This window comes from Kitasatospora cystarginea (assembly GCF_039533515.1).
In the GTDB taxonomy this organism is placed as follows: domain Bacteria; phylum Actinomycetota; class Actinomycetes; order Streptomycetales; family Streptomycetaceae; genus Kitasatospora; species Kitasatospora cystarginea.
The window spans coordinates 37,036-51,756 of the sequence record NZ_BAAATR010000051.1; the positions used below are offsets into that span (position 1 = coordinate 37,036).

Below are 14,721 nucleotides of genomic sequence, written 5' to 3' on the forward strand. Positions count from 1 at the left end.
CTCGACGCCGCCTTGGGAATCGGTCACCGGTCCACGCCTCCCATCACCGGGTCGATCCCGGCCACCGCGACGATCACGTCGGCCACCTGGCCGCCCTCGCACATCGCCGCCATCGACTGCAGGTTGGTGAACGAGGGGTCGCGGAAGTGGACGCGGTACGGCCGCGTGCCGCCGTCGCTGACCACGTGCACCCCGAGCTCGCCCTTGGGCGACTCCACCGCCGCGTACGCCTGCCCGACCGGGACCCTGAAGCCCTCCGTCACCAGCTTGAAGTGGTGGATCAGGGCCTCCATCGAGGTGCCCATGATCTTGCGGATGTGGTCGAGCGAGTTGCCCAACCCGTCCGGCCCGAGGGCGAGTTGGGCGGGCCAGGCGATCTTCTTGTCGGCGACCATCACCGGCCCGGGCCGCAGCCGGTCCAGGCACTGCTCGACGATCCGCAGCGACTGCCTCATCTCCTCCAGGCGGATCAGGAACCGCCCGTAGGAGTCGGCGCTCTCCGCGACGGCGACCTCGAAGTCGTAGTTCTCGTACCCGCAGTAGGGGTCGGACTTGCGAAGGTCGTGCGGCAGGCCGGTGGCGCGCAGGATCGGTCCGGTGGCGCCGAGGGCGAGGCAGCCGGACAGGTCGAGGAAGCCGACGTCCACCAGGCGGGCCTTGAACACCGGGTTGTCGGTGGCGAGTTTGTCGTACTCGTGCATCCGCGAGCGCAGCAGCTTGACCGCCTCGCGGATCTGGTCGACGGCCCCGGGCGGCAGGTCCTGGGCCACCCCGCCGGGACGGACGTACGCGTGGTTCATCCGCAGGCCGGTGACCAACTCGAAGACGTCCAGGACGACTTCGCGGTCCCGGAAGCCGTAGATCATCAGCGTGGTGGAGCCGATCTCCATACCGCCGGTGGCCAGGCAGACCAGGTGCGAGGAGATCCGGTTGAGCTCCATCATCAACACCCGGATGACGTCGGCCCGTTCGGGGACGTCGGCAGTGATGCCGAGCAGCTTCTCGACCGCCAGGCAGTACGCGGTCTCGTTGAACAGCGGAGTCAGGTAGTCCATCCGGGTCACGAAGGTGGTGCCCTGGACCCAGTTGCGGAACTCCATGTTCTTCTCGATGCCGGTGTGCAGGTAGCCGATGCCGCAGCGGGCTTCCTTCACCGTCTCGCCGTCGATCTCCAGGATCAGCCGCAACACCCCGTGGGTGGACGGGTGCTGCGGACCCATGTTGACGATGACGCGCTCGTCGTCGGCCCGGGCGACGGCCTCGACCACCTCGCCCCAGTCGCCACCGGTGACGGTGAACACCCGGCCCTCGGTGGTCTCGCGCTCGCCGGCCTGCCGGTACTCGGCCGCGTTCTCGAAGTCAGTGGGCATCAGCTGTACGACCTCCGCTGGTCGGGCGCCGGGATCTGGGCGCCCTTGTACTCGACGGGAATGCCGCCGAGCGGGTAGTCCTTGCGCTGCGGATGGCCCAGCCAGTCGTCCGGCATCATGATCCGGGTCAGCGCCGGGTGGCCCTCGAAGACCAGCCCGAAGAAGTCGTACGCTTCGCGCTCGTGCCAGTCGTTGGTCGGGTAGACGCTCACCACGGACGGGATCCGCGGGTCGGCGTCCGGTGCGCTGACCTCCAGCCGCAGCAGCCGGCCGTGGGTGATCGAGCGCAGGTGGTACACCGCGTGCAGCTCGCGCCCGGTGTCGTGCGGGTAGTGCACCCCGCTCACGCCGAGGCAGAGTTCGTAGCGCAGCGCCGGGTCGTCGCGCAGGATCCGGACCGCCTTCAGCAGGTGCTCGCGGGCGATGTGGAAGGTGAGTTCGGCCCGGTCCACGACGGTCTTCTCGATCACCTCCGCCACGTCCAGGCCCTGCTCCTCCAGCGCGCCCTCGAACTCGTCGGCCACCTCGTCGAAGCCGTGGCCGTAGGGGCGGCTGCTCGCGGGGGGCAGTGCGATCGGGGCGCTGAGCCCGCCGAAGCCGGAGGTGTCGCCGGTGCCCTTGGCGCCGAACATGCCCTGGCGCCGGCCGATCACCTCGACCGGGAGTTCGGTGCGGGTGGCGGGGACGGCGCCGCCGCCCGCGCCGTTGCTGCCGTTCGCACCGTTGCCGCCGCTCGCGCCGCCGTTCACGTTCTTCGCGCCGCTGCTGCCGTTGATGTCGCTCATCGCAGCAGCCCCCGCATCTCGCTGGTCGGGGTGGCGTGCAGGGCGAGCTCCTCGGCCTGCTCCTCGGCGCGGCGCCGGTTCACCCCGAGCTTCTCGTGCTGGATCTTGTCGTGCAGCTTGAGGATCGCGTCCATCAGCATTTCCGGGCGGGGCGGACAGCCCGGCAGGTAGATGTCCACGGGGACGATGTGGTCGACACCCTGGACGATCGCGTAGTTGTTGAACATCCCGCCCGAGGAGGCGCAGACGCCCATCGAGATGACCCACTTCGGGTTGGCCATCTGGTCGTACACCTGGCGCAGCACCGGGGCCATCTTCTGGCTCACCCGGCCCGCCACGATCATCAGGTCGGCCTGCCGGGGCGAGCCGCGGAAGACCTCCATGCCGAACCGGGCCAGGTCGTAGCGGCCGGCCCCGGTGGTCATCATCTCGATCGCGCAGCAGGCCAGTCCGAAGGTGGCCGGGAAGAGCGAGGCTTTGCGCACCCACCCCGCCGCGGTCTCCACGGTGGTGAGCAGAAAGCCGCTCGGCAGCTTCTCCTCGATACCCATCAGATCCCTCTCTGTCCTCTCAAGTCCGGTGACTTGTCCCCCCGTTCACAAACCGGGTTCGCTCAGTCCCACTCCAGACCGCCGCGCCGCCAGACGTAGGCGTACGCGACAAAGACGGTGGCGATGAACAGGAGCATCTCGACCAGCCCGAAGATCCCCAGGGCGTCGAAGCTGACCGCCCACGGATAGAGGAAGACGATCTCGATGTCGAAGACGATGAAGAGCATCGCCGTCAGGTAGTACTTGATCGGGAACCGACCGCCGCCCACCGGCTGCGGGGTCGGCTCGATGCCGCACTCGTACGCGTCCAACTTGGCCCGGTTGTAGCGCTTGGGGCCGGTGAGTGAGGCCATCACGACGGAACCGACCGCGAACGCCGCCGCGATGGCACCGAGTACGAGGATCGGCGCGTAGGCATTCATAGCCCCCGCTCCCTCCGTCCAGTCGTCCTTGACTGCAGATCGGAACCGACGGGTCACACTGCGGTGAACCCGCGATCCGGTTCCCGAGATCCACCTCATGTGAGGCAGTTCACAAAGCCCGGATCGAGCGCATCCTATGCCCGTCAGCTTGTGATCTGCGACACGCAGTCCCTGACGATCTTTGTGATCTACGCCACCTGACAAACGATCGCCAAGGCGATCAAGCCGCGATTCATCGACACAACGAAGGCAAATGGACACATTCCGTCGCATTCTCCTGTGAAGCGACTGGTCAGAGGCATCCGCCTATATCAATGATGATGCTCCCGGTGCAAATTTCACGGCTCCATGTTGACGTGATAGTGGCCCTCACTCTCCAGAGTGGACCACCCCGAACACCCGCTTGACCTTTCGTTCACAAGCTCACGAGAGGCGGGGTGCTCGCACGTCCGCAGGGGTGTCCGCGCGTGCTCGCTCAGCCGTCCCGACGGGTGTCCGGCCGTACGCCACTCCCGGTGTCCCAGGCCCAGGCCGCGATGCCGACCCGGTTGCGGACGCCGAGCTTGCGCTGCACCGCGGCCAGGTGGTTCTTCACCGTGCCCGGTGAGATGAACAGTTCGGCGGCGATCTCGGCGTTGGTCGCGCCGTTGGCCACGAGCCGGGCGATCTCCGCCTCGCGCGGGGTGAGGGACTCGCGGGGTGGCGCTGCCACCGGGGCGGCGGACGGAGGGGCCAGCTGCCGCAGCAGCCTTACCGTGATCTGCGGACTGAGCAGCGCGTCCCCGGCCACCGCCGCCCGTACCGCCTCCGCCAGCAGCGCCGGGCTCGACCGCTTCAGCAGGAAGCCCGCGGCACCGCTGCGCAGCGCGGCGTGCACGTACTCGTCCAGGTCGAAGGTGGTCACCACCACCACCCGGAACTCCCCCGCCAGCCGCCTGGTCAGCTCGAGGCCGTCCATGCGCGGCATCCGGACGTCCGCGAGCACCACGTCCGGCCGCAGGCGGTGGGCCAGCTCGACGGCGGCCGCGCCGTCGGCGGCGTCCGCGACCACCTCGATGTCGGGCTGCGCCTCCAGGATGATCCGGTAGGCGCTGCGGATCGCGTCGTCGTCGTCCGCGAGCAGCACTCTGATCGCCGCCACCGTCACCGCACCTCACCGTCGGCCGCCGGAACCGGCGCACTCTCTGACACCAGCGCACTCTTCGCGGTCGGCGCGCTCTCCGACACCGACGCGCTCTTCTGGGCCGGCGCGCCGGCCGGGATCAGCGCGCTCACCCGCCAGCCGTTGCCGCCGTGCCTGCCGGCGGTAAAGCTGCCGCCCAACGCCTCGCAACGCTCGGCCAGTTGGGCAAGTCCATGACCGCCGCCGTGCCTGGTCGTCCGCTCACCGGCGCTGCCGTCGCTGGTCACCCGTACCTCCAGCCGCCCCCCGGCACGCCGGACCTCCACCTCGACCGAGCGCGCCCGGGGCGCGTGCCGCCGGACGTTGGTCAGCGCCTCCACCACGACCCGGTACGCGGTCGCGGCGGCCTCCCGCCCGACCGGCTCGGCAGGCAGCTCCAGCGACACCTCGACCGGCTCGACGGCGGCGAACCGCTCCACCAGTTCGGGCAGTTCGGCCAGACCGGGCTGCGGAGTACGTGCGGCTGCCACCCCCTCCTCCTTGGTGCGCAGCAGATGGACCGTACGGTCGAGCGAGGTCAGCGCCTGCTGCCCGGACTGCTCGATCCGCCGGAAGACCTCCGCCGCCCGCTCCGGATCGACCGTCGCCACGATCGCACCGGCCTGCGCCAGCGCGACCATCGCGCTCACGTCATGGGCCACGAAGTCGTGCAGGTCATGGGCGAGTTCGAGCCGCTGCGTACGGCGCGCGGTGGCCACCTCGCGCCGCCGGTGCTCGTCCTGCACCCCCAGGTACAGCCCCAGCAGCGCGGCTAGCAGCACAGTGCCCGCCCCGAACACCAGCGACTCGGCCAGCTCCAGCGGACTCTGCGGCAGCCGCACATAGCGCAGTGGCCAGCCGACCACGGCCGCACCGACCAGCGCGACCGGGAACCAGTCCCGGCCCGCCCGGAGCGTCACGGTCACCAGACCCAGCAGCGCCAGCAGTTCGGCCACTCCGGCCAGACCGAGCAGCCGGTCGCTCTCCGGGTACGGGCCGACGGCCCAGCCGAGCACGGTCAGCGCGAGCGACACCGGACCGGCCGCCCTGGTCACCACGACCGGCCTCGGGCGCCCGGACCGGCCGGCCATCACCGCCCCCGGCACCAGCACCGCAGCTGCCACCACCGACAGCACGGCACCGGCCGTCCGCCACCCCGTCTCCCCGTCCATACCGCCCAGCCTAGGCAGATCACGACGATCGCGCCTGTGCCGAACGGCATATGACGCTGCCCCAGCTCAGCCAGATCGGCATCTGCCCCGCCCACCGGCCCGCCGCGAGTCTGGACCCGTCAACCCCGACCAGAGGAGACCTCGCCATGAGCACCACCACCGCCCCCATCGCCGCGCCACCCAACGCCGCACTGCCCGCTCCCGCCTGGGCCGTGCGCGTCGCCAGGCTCGCTGCCCTCACCGCCCTCCCCTCGGGCCTCTGGCGGCTCGCCCTCGGCGCCGGCATCCCGGTCGGCCTCAGCAGTGCGCTGGTGCGCCAGCTTCACGTCCCCGGTCGGGGCACGGTCTACGCCATCGCCCTGAGCACCTTCGCCGAAGCCCTGGCCTTCCTCAGCATGGGCCTGGTCCGCCCCTGGGGGCAGATCGCCCCCACCTGGCTCCCCCTGATCGGCGGCCGCCGGATCCACCCACTGGCCGCCGTCGTCCCCGCCTCCCTCGGCGCCCTCGCCGTCACCCTGATCACCTGGCGGTCCGCCTCCGGCTGGTACGGCCCCGGCGCCATGGGCGGCCCCGACGCCCCGCACGGCCTCGCCGGCCACATCATGACCGCCTGCTACGCCCCTCTCCTCGCCTGGGGCCCCCTCCTCGCCGTGGTCGCCGCGGACTACTACCGGCGCAGTCGGCGGGCGTGAGCGGGGCTCCGCCGCGCACCCGGTGGGCAGATACATGGTTGTCGTACTTCCGGCGCACCACCTGATCTCCGAGGTGGCTTCACGTCCACTTTCTCCGCGCGGCGGTCTCCCGCCTCGCCGTCTTGGAACGACGCGCACACCACATGATCGTGATGGTCATCCGCCCGACCATGTGCTCAACCCGAACTCACGAACCTCCGGAGCCGCCCAAGTGTCGAGCAACACCGCACAGCCAGACACCGCAACCACGCGCGTCAGGCCGACGCGGTAACCGCTCCGCCGAGGTGCCGGGCGAAGAACCGGACCGCGCTGTCAGCCTCGAACCTGGGCAGCTCCTTGTGCTTGCCCGAGTTCACGTGCAGGGACTTCTCCTTCGAGGCGAAGGCGTCGAACAGCGTGAGTCCCTCTTCCCGCGAGATGTGCTCGTCGTCCCACTGCAGGTCGAACTCGATCGGGATGGTGATCTGCTTCGCCTTCTCGGCCAGGACGTGGGGCCAGTGCTGGCCGAAGACCGCGGCCGTGATCCTGGGCTCCACCGCCACGAGCGGTACGCCGATCGCGGTGCCCATGTTGATGCCCCAGTAGCCGACCGGCCCGTCGGCGCCGATCTCCGGAAGCGCCTGGAGGGCGTCCAGGGTCGCGCGGTACTCGGGAACGGCGAGATCCGCCAGGTGTGCGTTGTAGCGGACGACGATCGGGCCTTCCGGCTCGCCGGCCGCCCGCGCCGCGAACAGCGCGGCGATCTCCTGCTCGTCGTGCTCCGTGCGCGGCCGGTCGCCGTGGCCGGGCGCGTCGATCACGGCGACGTGGAAGCCGCAGGCTTCCACCAGGCGCTGTGCCCTGCCCGACATCGCCGGGTGCTTCTTGTGGTTGCCACCACCGTGCCCCATCAGAACCAAAGGTGCACGGTCCGCGCCGGCCACAGGGGACCAGAGGACGCCGGGGACCCCGCCCACGGTGAAGTCGCGCTCGACCATGCCGTTCGACGACGACTCGGCGGTGAACTGCAGAGAATTCATGGGTTGTTGCCTTCCGGGATTGCCTGGTTGTCAAGGCGCTCCCGGCGACACCTACATCAATCGCCAGCCGTGACGGGAAGGGGGAGCACCCACATCGATACAGCGTTCACGGGTCTCACCTCCTTTGGGTGGTATCACGGTCAACCGCAAGCTAGCAGCCGGATGATCATCCGTTCAACCCTTTTCCCCGCCACGTGATCACAACTCCGGACAGGCGCCACTGGCAGGATCTATCGCGGTAAGGGGTGAGCGTGCGGGCTGGCTGCCACCTCAGCTCTGGGCCGCCAGGTAGGCCAGCCGCGCACGCAGTGGTTCCTCCAGTTCGAGGTTGTCGCCTCGGGTGACGGCCTGGAGCAACTCGGTGATGACCACGAGTTCCGCGAACCTCCCGGCAGAAGTGTCAAGGATGTGGCCGAGCCGCTGCCGAACCTCGGCAGCGGTGTCCGGAACGAGGAGGCTGTAGGCATGGAGGAGTGCCGCGTCATAGCCAGCAGGTGCGATGCCCCAGCCTTCCCAGTCGAGCACCGTGAGTGTCGGTCCGGTGAGGTTGGCCCAGTGCAGGTCGCCATGAGCCGTCGTCCAGACAGGAGCGGCGGTGTCGATGGGGATGCCCAGGTACTCGGGCATGGCCCGGTCGAGGTACTCCTGACGAACTGCCACTCGACTGCTGGACACTGTGGCGATGGCGTCAAGCGCGCCCCTGAGGCCGTCCCACCAGGCACCATCGAGGGCCGGCGCCTCACGGAGAATCGGCTCGCGGGTGGTGATGGTGGGCGTGGTCACTGCCTCGTACAGCTCCGCCAGATAGCCGTACTCTCCCTCGGTCCAAACGTGCCGCTCGCGCAAGCGGGGGCGGGGTACCGCAGGAGGCATGAGGCGCTCGGCCTCCTGCGGTCCCTCCCAGAGCTTGCCGCCGGCCTTGTCGGCCTGCGCGGATACCAGGCGGAGCCAGCCGTCTCCGGAGGCCGTGGCGACCGGGCGGCTGAGGGTGCGCCCGCGCCAGCCCCATGCCTCACGCGAGCCCAGCGGCGTTGCGTGGAGCTGTTCCGCTGCTACCAAGTGCATCTTGCGCATCCGCTTGGCAGTGTCCGGCTCAGGTTCCAAGTACATCCGTGATCCTTCGCAGCACGTCCTGAGACAACGGGGGCCGGCCGACGGCCTCGGCGGCCTGCCTTCATGCTCAACTTCGCTCAGACAAATCATGGTTGTCGCATTTCGGGCGAATGGCCTTCATGGCATCCGTCAACGGTCCATCCTGGTTCCCCGACCAGCAGAGAGGGAGAGCACCATGAAGCTCAAGTTCCTCGGCAGCACCTCGGACGGCGGCAACTGCCCCACACTTTACGAAACGGAGACCGGCGACATCGTCGTCCAGGGCTATCGTCTCACCGACGACGAGGCCATCGGACAGCTGAGGGATGTGCTACCCGGCGAGACGTTCGTCGTCGTCCCTCGCGATCTGCTCACCCGATTCACCCCGAAGGAGTAGGCGAGGTGCCCGAAATTCTCCCCTTCGAACACATTTCCCACCTCTTCGAGGAGTTCGAGCACACCGCTTGGCGGCTTGAGACCCGACGCGGCTACGCGGTGGATCTCGGTACTGAGCGGTTCGAGCGCTTCCTGCGCGGCGAAGAGCTGCCGTTCGACGCGACGAATCCATGGCACGCCAACGTGCGGCGACAGACCGGCCTCGGCAAGCGGTTCGAGCGTGTCCGCCTCGTGGACGACCCGCTTACCGCCGGGCAGCGGTTCCTTCTCATCAGCGGCCTCGGCAACGTGGAAGCCGGGGAAGACATCAGGAACCTCAACCGGACGACCGCCGCGAAGCTCGGGCTTCCCGACTTCGACTACTGGCTGTTCGACTCCCGCACGATGGTGAAGTTCCACTTCGATGACACCGACCACACGCTTGGTGTCGAGGTCATCGAAGACCCGGCTCAGGTGCTCGGCGCATGCCAGGCTCGCGATGCCGCCTGGCATCATGCGATCCCCACCGTCGACTTCGCGGCACGAGTACCGTCCGCTGTGTGAGTACTGATTTCCAGCACGCTCGGGTATCCCTCGGTGCGCGACTCCGCGAGTTGCGCACCGAGACCGGTCTGACCGGCCGCGAGTTTGCTGTACAGCTCGGCTGGCCGGCTTCGAAGGTCTCCAAGCTGGAGAACGGCAAGCAGACACCCAGCATCGCCGACCTTGTTACTTGGGCCAAGACCGCCGGACAACCCGATGCCGTCGCCGAGTTGAAGGGGCGGCTGCACGGCCTGGAGTCCCGGTATCGGACCTGGAAGCGCCTGCTTGCCGGGGGCCATCGTGCCCGGCAGGAGGCTGGGATCGCCCACACCCGTGAGACCACTGTGACCCGGGGCTACGAGAGCGGCATCATCCCGGGAGTCTTCCAAACCGCCGAGTATGCCCGCTCGGTTCTGACCCACTTCACGGATCTCCACGGCACCCCTCGGGACATCGAAGAAGGCGTGCGTGCCCGAATCCGCCGCCAGGAGGCGCTGTACGAACCGGGAAAGCGTTTCCAGTTCATTCTGGCCGAGGCAGCGCTCTACGTCCGAATCTGCCCGCCTGAAGTTCTAATAACGCAACTCGACAGACTCACGGGACTGTTGGGGATGGATACCGTGACACTAGGAATCGTTCCGCTCGGCGCCCCGGTGACAGTGGTGCCGAAGCACGGCTTCTGGATCTTCGATGATCGCCTGGTGATCGTTGAGACCTGGAACACGGAGATGTGGCTGGACGACGACGCCGACGTGGCCCTGTACTCCGCTATCTGGAACAGGCTCAACAAGACTGCTGTGTATGGTCCATCAGCTCATCGCCTGGTCGTTCGTGCCCGGGGAGCTCTTGCGTCGACGTGAGCAACATCCAGAAGACTGGAAAGCGGCCGTAGAAATCCGGAGAAATCCTGGCCGTCCTGCATGGCCCCACGCCCTACCGTCCTGGTTAACCAGGTTGTGGTGTCGATCCCACAACCCACCGTTGAGCCCAACCCGGAGTACGGAGGCGGCCAGTGCCCACATCGACGGAAGCACGGATCGTCGTCGAGATCGAAGACATCACCGCACCAGCCACGTTCAGCCGCCTGTCCGACGCACTGGCCGCACTGTGGGCGTCCCTCCGGGAGCTGCCGCTCGGCTGGCAACAGCACGAGGCGTACCGGTACTTCCTCGGCGAAGGCGCCGAGCAGCGGGTTGAGGACCACCTCGCTCGCGGTGAGATGGTCCTGAGCTTCGCGATGGCCGGGCGATCTCATCTCGTGCGCGTCCGCCGCGAGAAGCCGGTGGCCTGACCGTGGACGACCTGCAGCTTGAGTACCGCCAGGTCGCCGAGCGCCGACAGCGGCAATGCCCGGATCCGCTCGGGTCGCTCATCGCGTACGTCCTGTCGAGCGCCTGCGTCGTTCTCCTGGCGGCCACGCCGCTCATGTCGGCACGTCGGCACTGAACAGCGCCAGCCCCAATGAGCCCCCGCCCCGGCCGACTGGCACCACGACCCCGACGTGGACGGCGTCAAGTCCCGCTTGTGGGTCGCCACCACGGACGCTGGTTCGTGGGCCGCAGTCGACTACAACGGCTGTGACGACGACCGGTTCACCGTCTGGCAACACGGCCCCCGCCGCCTGTGGGAGGAGGTCGAGGCCGCGCACCACTGGTGGCTCACCAACGGCCGACCCGGCCCGGCCCGCTTCGGACTTACGGTGACAGCCGACGGCGCCCACACCTTCTGGCTGGACGAGCCCGGAACGGTCGTCCGCCGCCACCCCTAGACCGATGGGCGCCCCAACTCGACCGGCCGGTCAGGAGCCCCTCGCCCGGATCCGCAGCGAGAAGGGCCCCACCGGGGCGGACTCCCCGACTCGGCAGGCCGGGGCTGTGGTACCTGCATGGCTGCAGCGGCCCCGGGCGACCCAGCCGGGGCTTCGACAGGGGAAGCCCCGGCGGCCGATCACACGGCGACACGCTCAACGGGCTACCGACACATGGACATCCATCGCTGATAAGTGATCAGCAGGCGATCACCCAGGTACGTGATCAGTTCGCCGAACGAAGCTTTCACACTCTCCGCATGCGATGTGCTACGTTCCGCGACGACAGCGGAACGTAGAAGACCCCGGCGGTGCTACCAACACCCCGGGGCCCGGCGCCAGGAGCAGCAACTCCCGATGCGTATCCATCGTACCCAACACCCGCGCAATTTCACGGTGTTGCCGAACGGCCTGTTGCAGGACCGTCGGCTCAGCTACACCGCCCGCGGCCTGCTCACCGATCTCCTCTCCCGCCCCGACGGCCGGCGCGAGGACGGTCGGCAGATGGCCGACACCAGTCCGCAGGGGCGTGGGGCGATCCGCAGGGCGCTCCGCGAGCTGACCGAGGCCGGGTACTACCGGGTCGACAAGGTCCGTATGCCCGACGGCACCGTCCGCTCGGAGGCCCGGGTCTTCGACACCCCGCAGCTCGCGGCACCGGGTGTCCCCCGTCCGGCCTCCGGTGAAGCGGTAACCGGCCGGCGTGGCAGTCCTCTTGTAAAGAACCGGCACCAAGAACCCTCCCTCCCCGCCGCGCGGGCCGATCGGCCCTCGGCCCACCCCGAGGCGACCGACGGCCCCGGAGGGCAGCCGGAAATCCAGCAGCCTTCGGCAGCACGGGACGAACAACTCCGCGAAGCGGTGGCGACGTTGTACCGGGTGATCCGCCCGGATCGGCGCCTGCGCCTGGGCGAAGCCGAGGCCCGGGAACTCGCGCCGCTGGTCGCCCAGTGGCTGGAGCGCGGCAGTACCGCAGCCGATCTGGCCCGGGCGCTGCTGTCGGGCTTGCCCGCGATCGTGCACTCCCCCGCAGGAGTGCTCCGCAGCCGCCTGCAACGCAAGTTGCCGCCCGCCCCCATCCCCGAGCAACCCCCACCGCACCGGCGCGCCGAGTGCGCCAAGTGCCACGACCCCGTGCCACAGCCGGGCATCTGCCGGGCCTGCGCGGGCCTGGGTGCGCAAACGGTCGCGGTGGGCGGCGGATCCCTGTTCGCCGCCGCCGGGGCCGCGCGCGTCCGGGCGGCGATGCAGGCGGCCAGGAGCACCCTGGACTCCGGCCTTGGTACTGGTCCTATTCGACTGTCGTCAGATCGTCGCGGTGCCCGGCCGGTTGGTGACCGTAGGTGATCATCGGTGGCGTACCGGCCCCAGATTCCTTCGCCCTGCCGTTGGGGTTCGGCGGGACGGCGCCGGGCGGGGCCGAGTCCTGGCCAGGGTCAGGCCGTGCCGGTGGGATTTCCGGAGGGGCGGGTGACGGCCCAGGCGGCCTCGATCATCTGGAAGATCTCGTCCACCGCGGTCTGCGGATCGGCCGCGTCACGGGCCAGGGAGTAGGCGTCGATCACGAACCTCGCGATCGTCCGGCAGGCCGTTGTGGTCTGTGACAGGTCGGGATCGGCGGCGATGGCCGTCGCCAGCGACTCTGCATGGCGCAGCCTCATCGACTCCTCGTACTCGCGCAGGGCGGGTGATTCGTCGATCATCCGCCAGATCGGGGCGGCGCTGTCCGCCGTGCAATGTCGCACCAGGGCCTGGATCTCCCGACGCAGTGCGGGGATGAGCGGCTCGTGCGGCGCCCGGGTGGTGACCGCCTGCGTGAGGCGTTGCTCGAAGTCTTGGTCCTGCTCGAACACCAGGGCCTCTTTCGAGGCGAAGTGGGAGAAGACCGTGGTGACGGCGACGTCGGCCTCGGCGGCCACGTCGCGGATGCCCACCGTGTCGTACCCGCGTTCCAGGAAGAGCCGCAGGGCGGTATCGGCGATCTTCTGACGGGTCGCGGCCTTCTTGCGCTCACGTCGCCCGGACGGCACGGTCATGCCACAACGCTATCAGATCCGAAGCCAGAACTGTTGTTAAACACTAACCGTTATGGTTATGGTCGGCGGCATGAAGAGAGTGAGCTTCGCTGAGTTCGGCGGTCCGGACGTCCTGCGACTCGTCGACGCCGAGGAGCCCCACGCGGGACCCGGTCAGGTACGCATCGCCGTGCGGGCGGCGGGCGTGAACCCCGTCGACTGGAGGATCCGTGAAGGCCAGATCCTCAAGGCCCATCCGATCGAGTTGCCCTCCGGAGTCGGGCTGGACGCCTCCGGGGTGGTGGACGAGGTCGGTCACGGCGTCGAAGGGGTCGAGGTCGGCGACCACGTGTTCGGCGAGGGCTCGAACACCTATGCCGAGTTCGCCGTTCTGTCGGCCTGGGCCCGCATGCCCGAGGGGCTGACCTTCGAAGAGGCGGCCGGGTACCCCTCCGTGGTGGAGACCGCGCTGCGGATCATCCGCGAGGTCGGCGTGGAGGCCGGGCAGACGCTGCTGGTCAGCGGTGCGTCCGGGGGAGTCGGATCGGCGGTGCTGCAGATCGCCCGCGACCGCGGCATCAGGGTGATCGGCACGGCTGGGGCCGCGAACCAGGACTACCTGCGCGGCCTGGGCGCCCTCGCCACGACGTACGGCGAAGGCTGGGTCGGGCGGGTGCAGCGGCTCGGCCATGTCGACGCAGCTCTCGATCTGGCCGGCTCGGGCGTGATCCGCGAGCTCGTCGAGCTGACCGGGGATCCGCAGAAGGTGATCTCCATCGCCGACCTCGCCGCGCCAAAGTTCGGTGTCCGATTCTCCGGCGTGGCCGGGAGCGTGCCGGAAGCGCTCGCCGAGGCCGTCGGCCTCATCTCGCGGGGAAAGCTCCGCATCCCGGTCGAGAAGTCGTACACGCTCGCCGAGGCCGCGGTGGCGCACATCGACAGCCAGACCGGTCACACGCGCGGGCGCCGGGTCCTGGTCGTCTGAAACCGGCTGCGCGTCGTTCCCGAGTAGAAATTGAGGACGATGCTGGCCTTGGGGCTGGTCAGCCCGCATCGCGCGGCGGCAACCGGCGCGGAGCCGCGGGGCATGGGTGCTGCATCAGGGGGCGACTCGTGAACGCGTATCTCCAGGTGCCGCGCTACAGCCGAGCCGTGATGGTTTTTGCTCCGAGTCGCCATTGAGACCACGGCGGGCATCGACGACCGGGCATATCGTGGCGGCGCTCGGAGCGTCGGTCCAGCGGTCATCGGTGAGAACGGTCATGCTCGGCCAGCTGTGCCGCCCCGCGAGGTCGGGGACGCGGCTGACGGGTGGCTCCCCTTGAGTGCAGTGTGTCCGCGGTGGCGATCGTAGGTGTGGAGCCAGGCGGGAAAGGCGTTACGTCCTGCCCGTTCGGTGCGGCAGGGCTGAGCGGGGCCCACTCGTCGAGCAGGGTGCGGTTGAAGCGTTCCGAACCCTTCGACTTCTTGCCGCGAGCCCGCTCCCCCGGTCGCGCCAGGCCTGTTGGACGGCTTCGCCAGGCCCTGCACGTTGGTCGCAGGCTCCAGAGGACGGACGGCCGGGCCGTCAGCGACCGGCAGGATCTCGGTCGCGGTGGGCCCGGCCGCACTGCGGGCCCCTCACAGGCTGCGGGCGGTGATGTCGCCGTTGGAGGTGGTGGCGCGGATGTCGAGTTCGGTGGTGCCGTCGTTCTTGAGGGCGTTGCTGATGCGGCC

The 14,721-nt window shown here is 69.1% G+C and carries 18 protein-coding genes and 1 pseudogene; 9 read left to right on the plus strand and 10 right to left on the minus strand.

The window, feature by feature from the left end; genetic code table 11:
* Positions 1 to 23: 23 nt before the first annotated feature.
* The 6 genes from ABD369_RS35310 to ABD369_RS35335 all read right to left on the minus strand — a co-directional run bounded on the left by ABD369_RS35310 (position 24) and on the right by ABD369_RS35335 (position 5,462).
* Positions 24 to 1,370: an NADH-quinone oxidoreductase subunit D gene (locus ABD369_RS35310; protein ID WP_344640723.1), complete on the minus strand. Its 1,347-nt coding sequence runs from the start codon at positions 1,368 to 1,370 to the stop codon at positions 24 to 26.
* Positions 1,370 to 2,155, minus strand: coding sequence for an NADH-quinone oxidoreductase subunit C (locus ABD369_RS35315; RefSeq protein WP_344640724.1), 786 nt, complete (start codon positions 2,153 to 2,155; stop codon positions 1,370 to 1,372). Before ABD369_RS35315 ends, ABD369_RS35310 begins: the two co-directional genes overlap by 1 nt.
* Positions 2,152 to 2,706 carry a NuoB/complex I 20 kDa subunit family protein gene (locus ABD369_RS35320; protein ID WP_344640725.1) on the minus strand — a complete coding sequence of 185 codons (555 nt, stop codon included), beginning with the start codon at positions 2,704 to 2,706 and terminating at the stop codon, positions 2,152 to 2,154. The genes ABD369_RS35315 and ABD369_RS35320 overlap by 4 nt, the downstream gene beginning before the upstream one ends.
* A 62-nt stretch (positions 2,707 to 2,768) precedes the next feature.
* A complete protein-coding gene (locus tag ABD369_RS35325; protein ID WP_344640726.1) occupies positions 2,769 to 3,128 on the minus strand; it encodes an NADH-quinone oxidoreductase subunit A in 360 nt (119 codons plus the stop codon).
* A 475-nt stretch (positions 3,129 to 3,603) separates the two neighbouring features.
* A complete protein-coding gene (locus ABD369_RS35330) occupies positions 3,604 to 4,275 on the minus strand; it encodes a response regulator (protein ID WP_344640727.1) in 672 nt (223 codons plus the stop codon).
* Complete coding sequence (locus ABD369_RS35335; protein WP_344640728.1) at positions 4,272 to 5,462, minus strand: sensor histidine kinase; 1,191 nt, start codon at positions 5,460 to 5,462, stop codon at positions 4,272 to 4,274. Before ABD369_RS35335 ends, ABD369_RS35330 begins: the two co-directional genes overlap by 4 nt.
* 146 nt (positions 5,463 to 5,608) lie before the next feature.
* Between ABD369_RS35335 and ABD369_RS35340 the strand changes: the two genes are divergently transcribed.
* A complete protein-coding gene (locus tag ABD369_RS35340; protein ID WP_344640729.1) occupies positions 5,609 to 6,154 on the plus strand; it encodes a hypothetical protein in 546 nt (181 codons plus the stop codon).
* A gap of 254 nt (positions 6,155 to 6,408) precedes the next feature.
* Here the strand turns inward: ABD369_RS35340 and ABD369_RS35345 are convergent, their stop codons facing one another.
* Both ABD369_RS35345 and ABD369_RS35350 read right to left on the minus strand, forming a co-directional pair.
* Positions 6,409 to 7,173, minus strand: coding sequence for an alpha/beta hydrolase family protein (locus ABD369_RS35345; protein ID WP_344640730.1), 765 nt, complete (start codon positions 7,171 to 7,173; stop codon positions 6,409 to 6,411).
* A gap of 270 nt (positions 7,174 to 7,443) precedes the next feature.
* Entirely contained in the window at positions 7,444 to 8,283 is an 840-nt protein-coding gene (locus ABD369_RS35350) for a hypothetical protein (protein WP_344640731.1), read from the minus strand.
* 178 nt (positions 8,284 to 8,461) lie between these two features.
* Here ABD369_RS35350 and ABD369_RS35355 point away from each other — a divergent pair, with 178 nt between their 5' ends.
* From ABD369_RS35355 to ABD369_RS35385, 7 genes are all read left to right on the plus strand, one after another.
* Positions 8,462 to 8,662 (plus strand): hypothetical protein, encoded by a 201-nt coding sequence (locus ABD369_RS35355; RefSeq protein WP_344640732.1) that lies wholly within the window; start codon positions 8,462 to 8,464, stop codon positions 8,660 to 8,662.
* 5 nt (positions 8,663 to 8,667) lie between these two features.
* Positions 8,668 to 9,204, plus strand: coding sequence for a DUF6879 family protein (locus tag ABD369_RS35360; RefSeq protein WP_344640733.1), 537 nt, complete (start codon positions 8,668 to 8,670; stop codon positions 9,202 to 9,204).
* Positions 9,201 to 10,043, plus strand: a complete 843-nt coding sequence (locus ABD369_RS35365; protein ID WP_344640734.1) for a helix-turn-helix domain-containing protein — start codon at positions 9,201 to 9,203, stop codon at positions 10,041 to 10,043. The genes ABD369_RS35360 and ABD369_RS35365 overlap by 4 nt, the downstream gene beginning before the upstream one ends.
* A gap of 152 nt (positions 10,044 to 10,195) precedes the next feature.
* The gene (locus ABD369_RS35370) at positions 10,196 to 10,474 is read left to right on the plus strand and encodes a hypothetical protein (RefSeq protein WP_344640735.1); all 279 of its coding nucleotides are present in this window, start codon (positions 10,196 to 10,198) and stop codon (positions 10,472 to 10,474) included.
* Positions 10,475 to 10,476: 2 nt separating this feature from the next.
* Positions 10,477 to 10,629, plus strand: coding sequence for a hypothetical protein (locus ABD369_RS35375; protein WP_344640736.1), 153 nt, complete (start codon positions 10,477 to 10,479; stop codon positions 10,627 to 10,629).
* 55 nt (positions 10,630 to 10,684) lie between these two features.
* Positions 10,685 to 10,951, plus strand: a complete 267-nt coding sequence (locus tag ABD369_RS35380) for a hypothetical protein (protein ID WP_344640737.1) — start codon at positions 10,685 to 10,687, stop codon at positions 10,949 to 10,951.
* A 396-nt stretch (positions 10,952 to 11,347) separates the two neighbouring features.
* A complete protein-coding gene (locus ABD369_RS35385) occupies positions 11,348 to 12,337 on the plus strand; it encodes a hypothetical protein (protein ID WP_344640738.1) in 990 nt (329 codons plus the stop codon).
* Between the two features lie 89 nt (positions 12,338 to 12,426).
* Here ABD369_RS35385 and ABD369_RS35390 read toward each other — a convergent pair whose 3' ends face one another.
* Complete coding sequence (locus ABD369_RS35390; RefSeq protein WP_344640739.1) at positions 12,427 to 13,026, minus strand: TetR/AcrR family transcriptional regulator; 600 nt, start codon at positions 13,024 to 13,026, stop codon at positions 12,427 to 12,429.
* A 70-nt stretch (positions 13,027 to 13,096) separates the two neighbouring features.
* Between ABD369_RS35390 and ABD369_RS35395 the strand changes: the two genes are divergently transcribed.
* Positions 13,097 to 13,990, plus strand: coding sequence for an NADP-dependent oxidoreductase (locus tag ABD369_RS35395; protein WP_344640740.1), 894 nt, complete (start codon positions 13,097 to 13,099; stop codon positions 13,988 to 13,990).
* A 635-nt stretch (positions 13,991 to 14,625) separates the two neighbouring features.
* On the opposite strand, the pseudogene ABD369_RS41570 reads toward ABD369_RS35395, so the two are convergent.
* A pseudogene (locus ABD369_RS41570) lies at positions 14,626 to 14,721 on the minus strand (DUF4097 family beta strand repeat-containing protein); the annotation flags it as partial.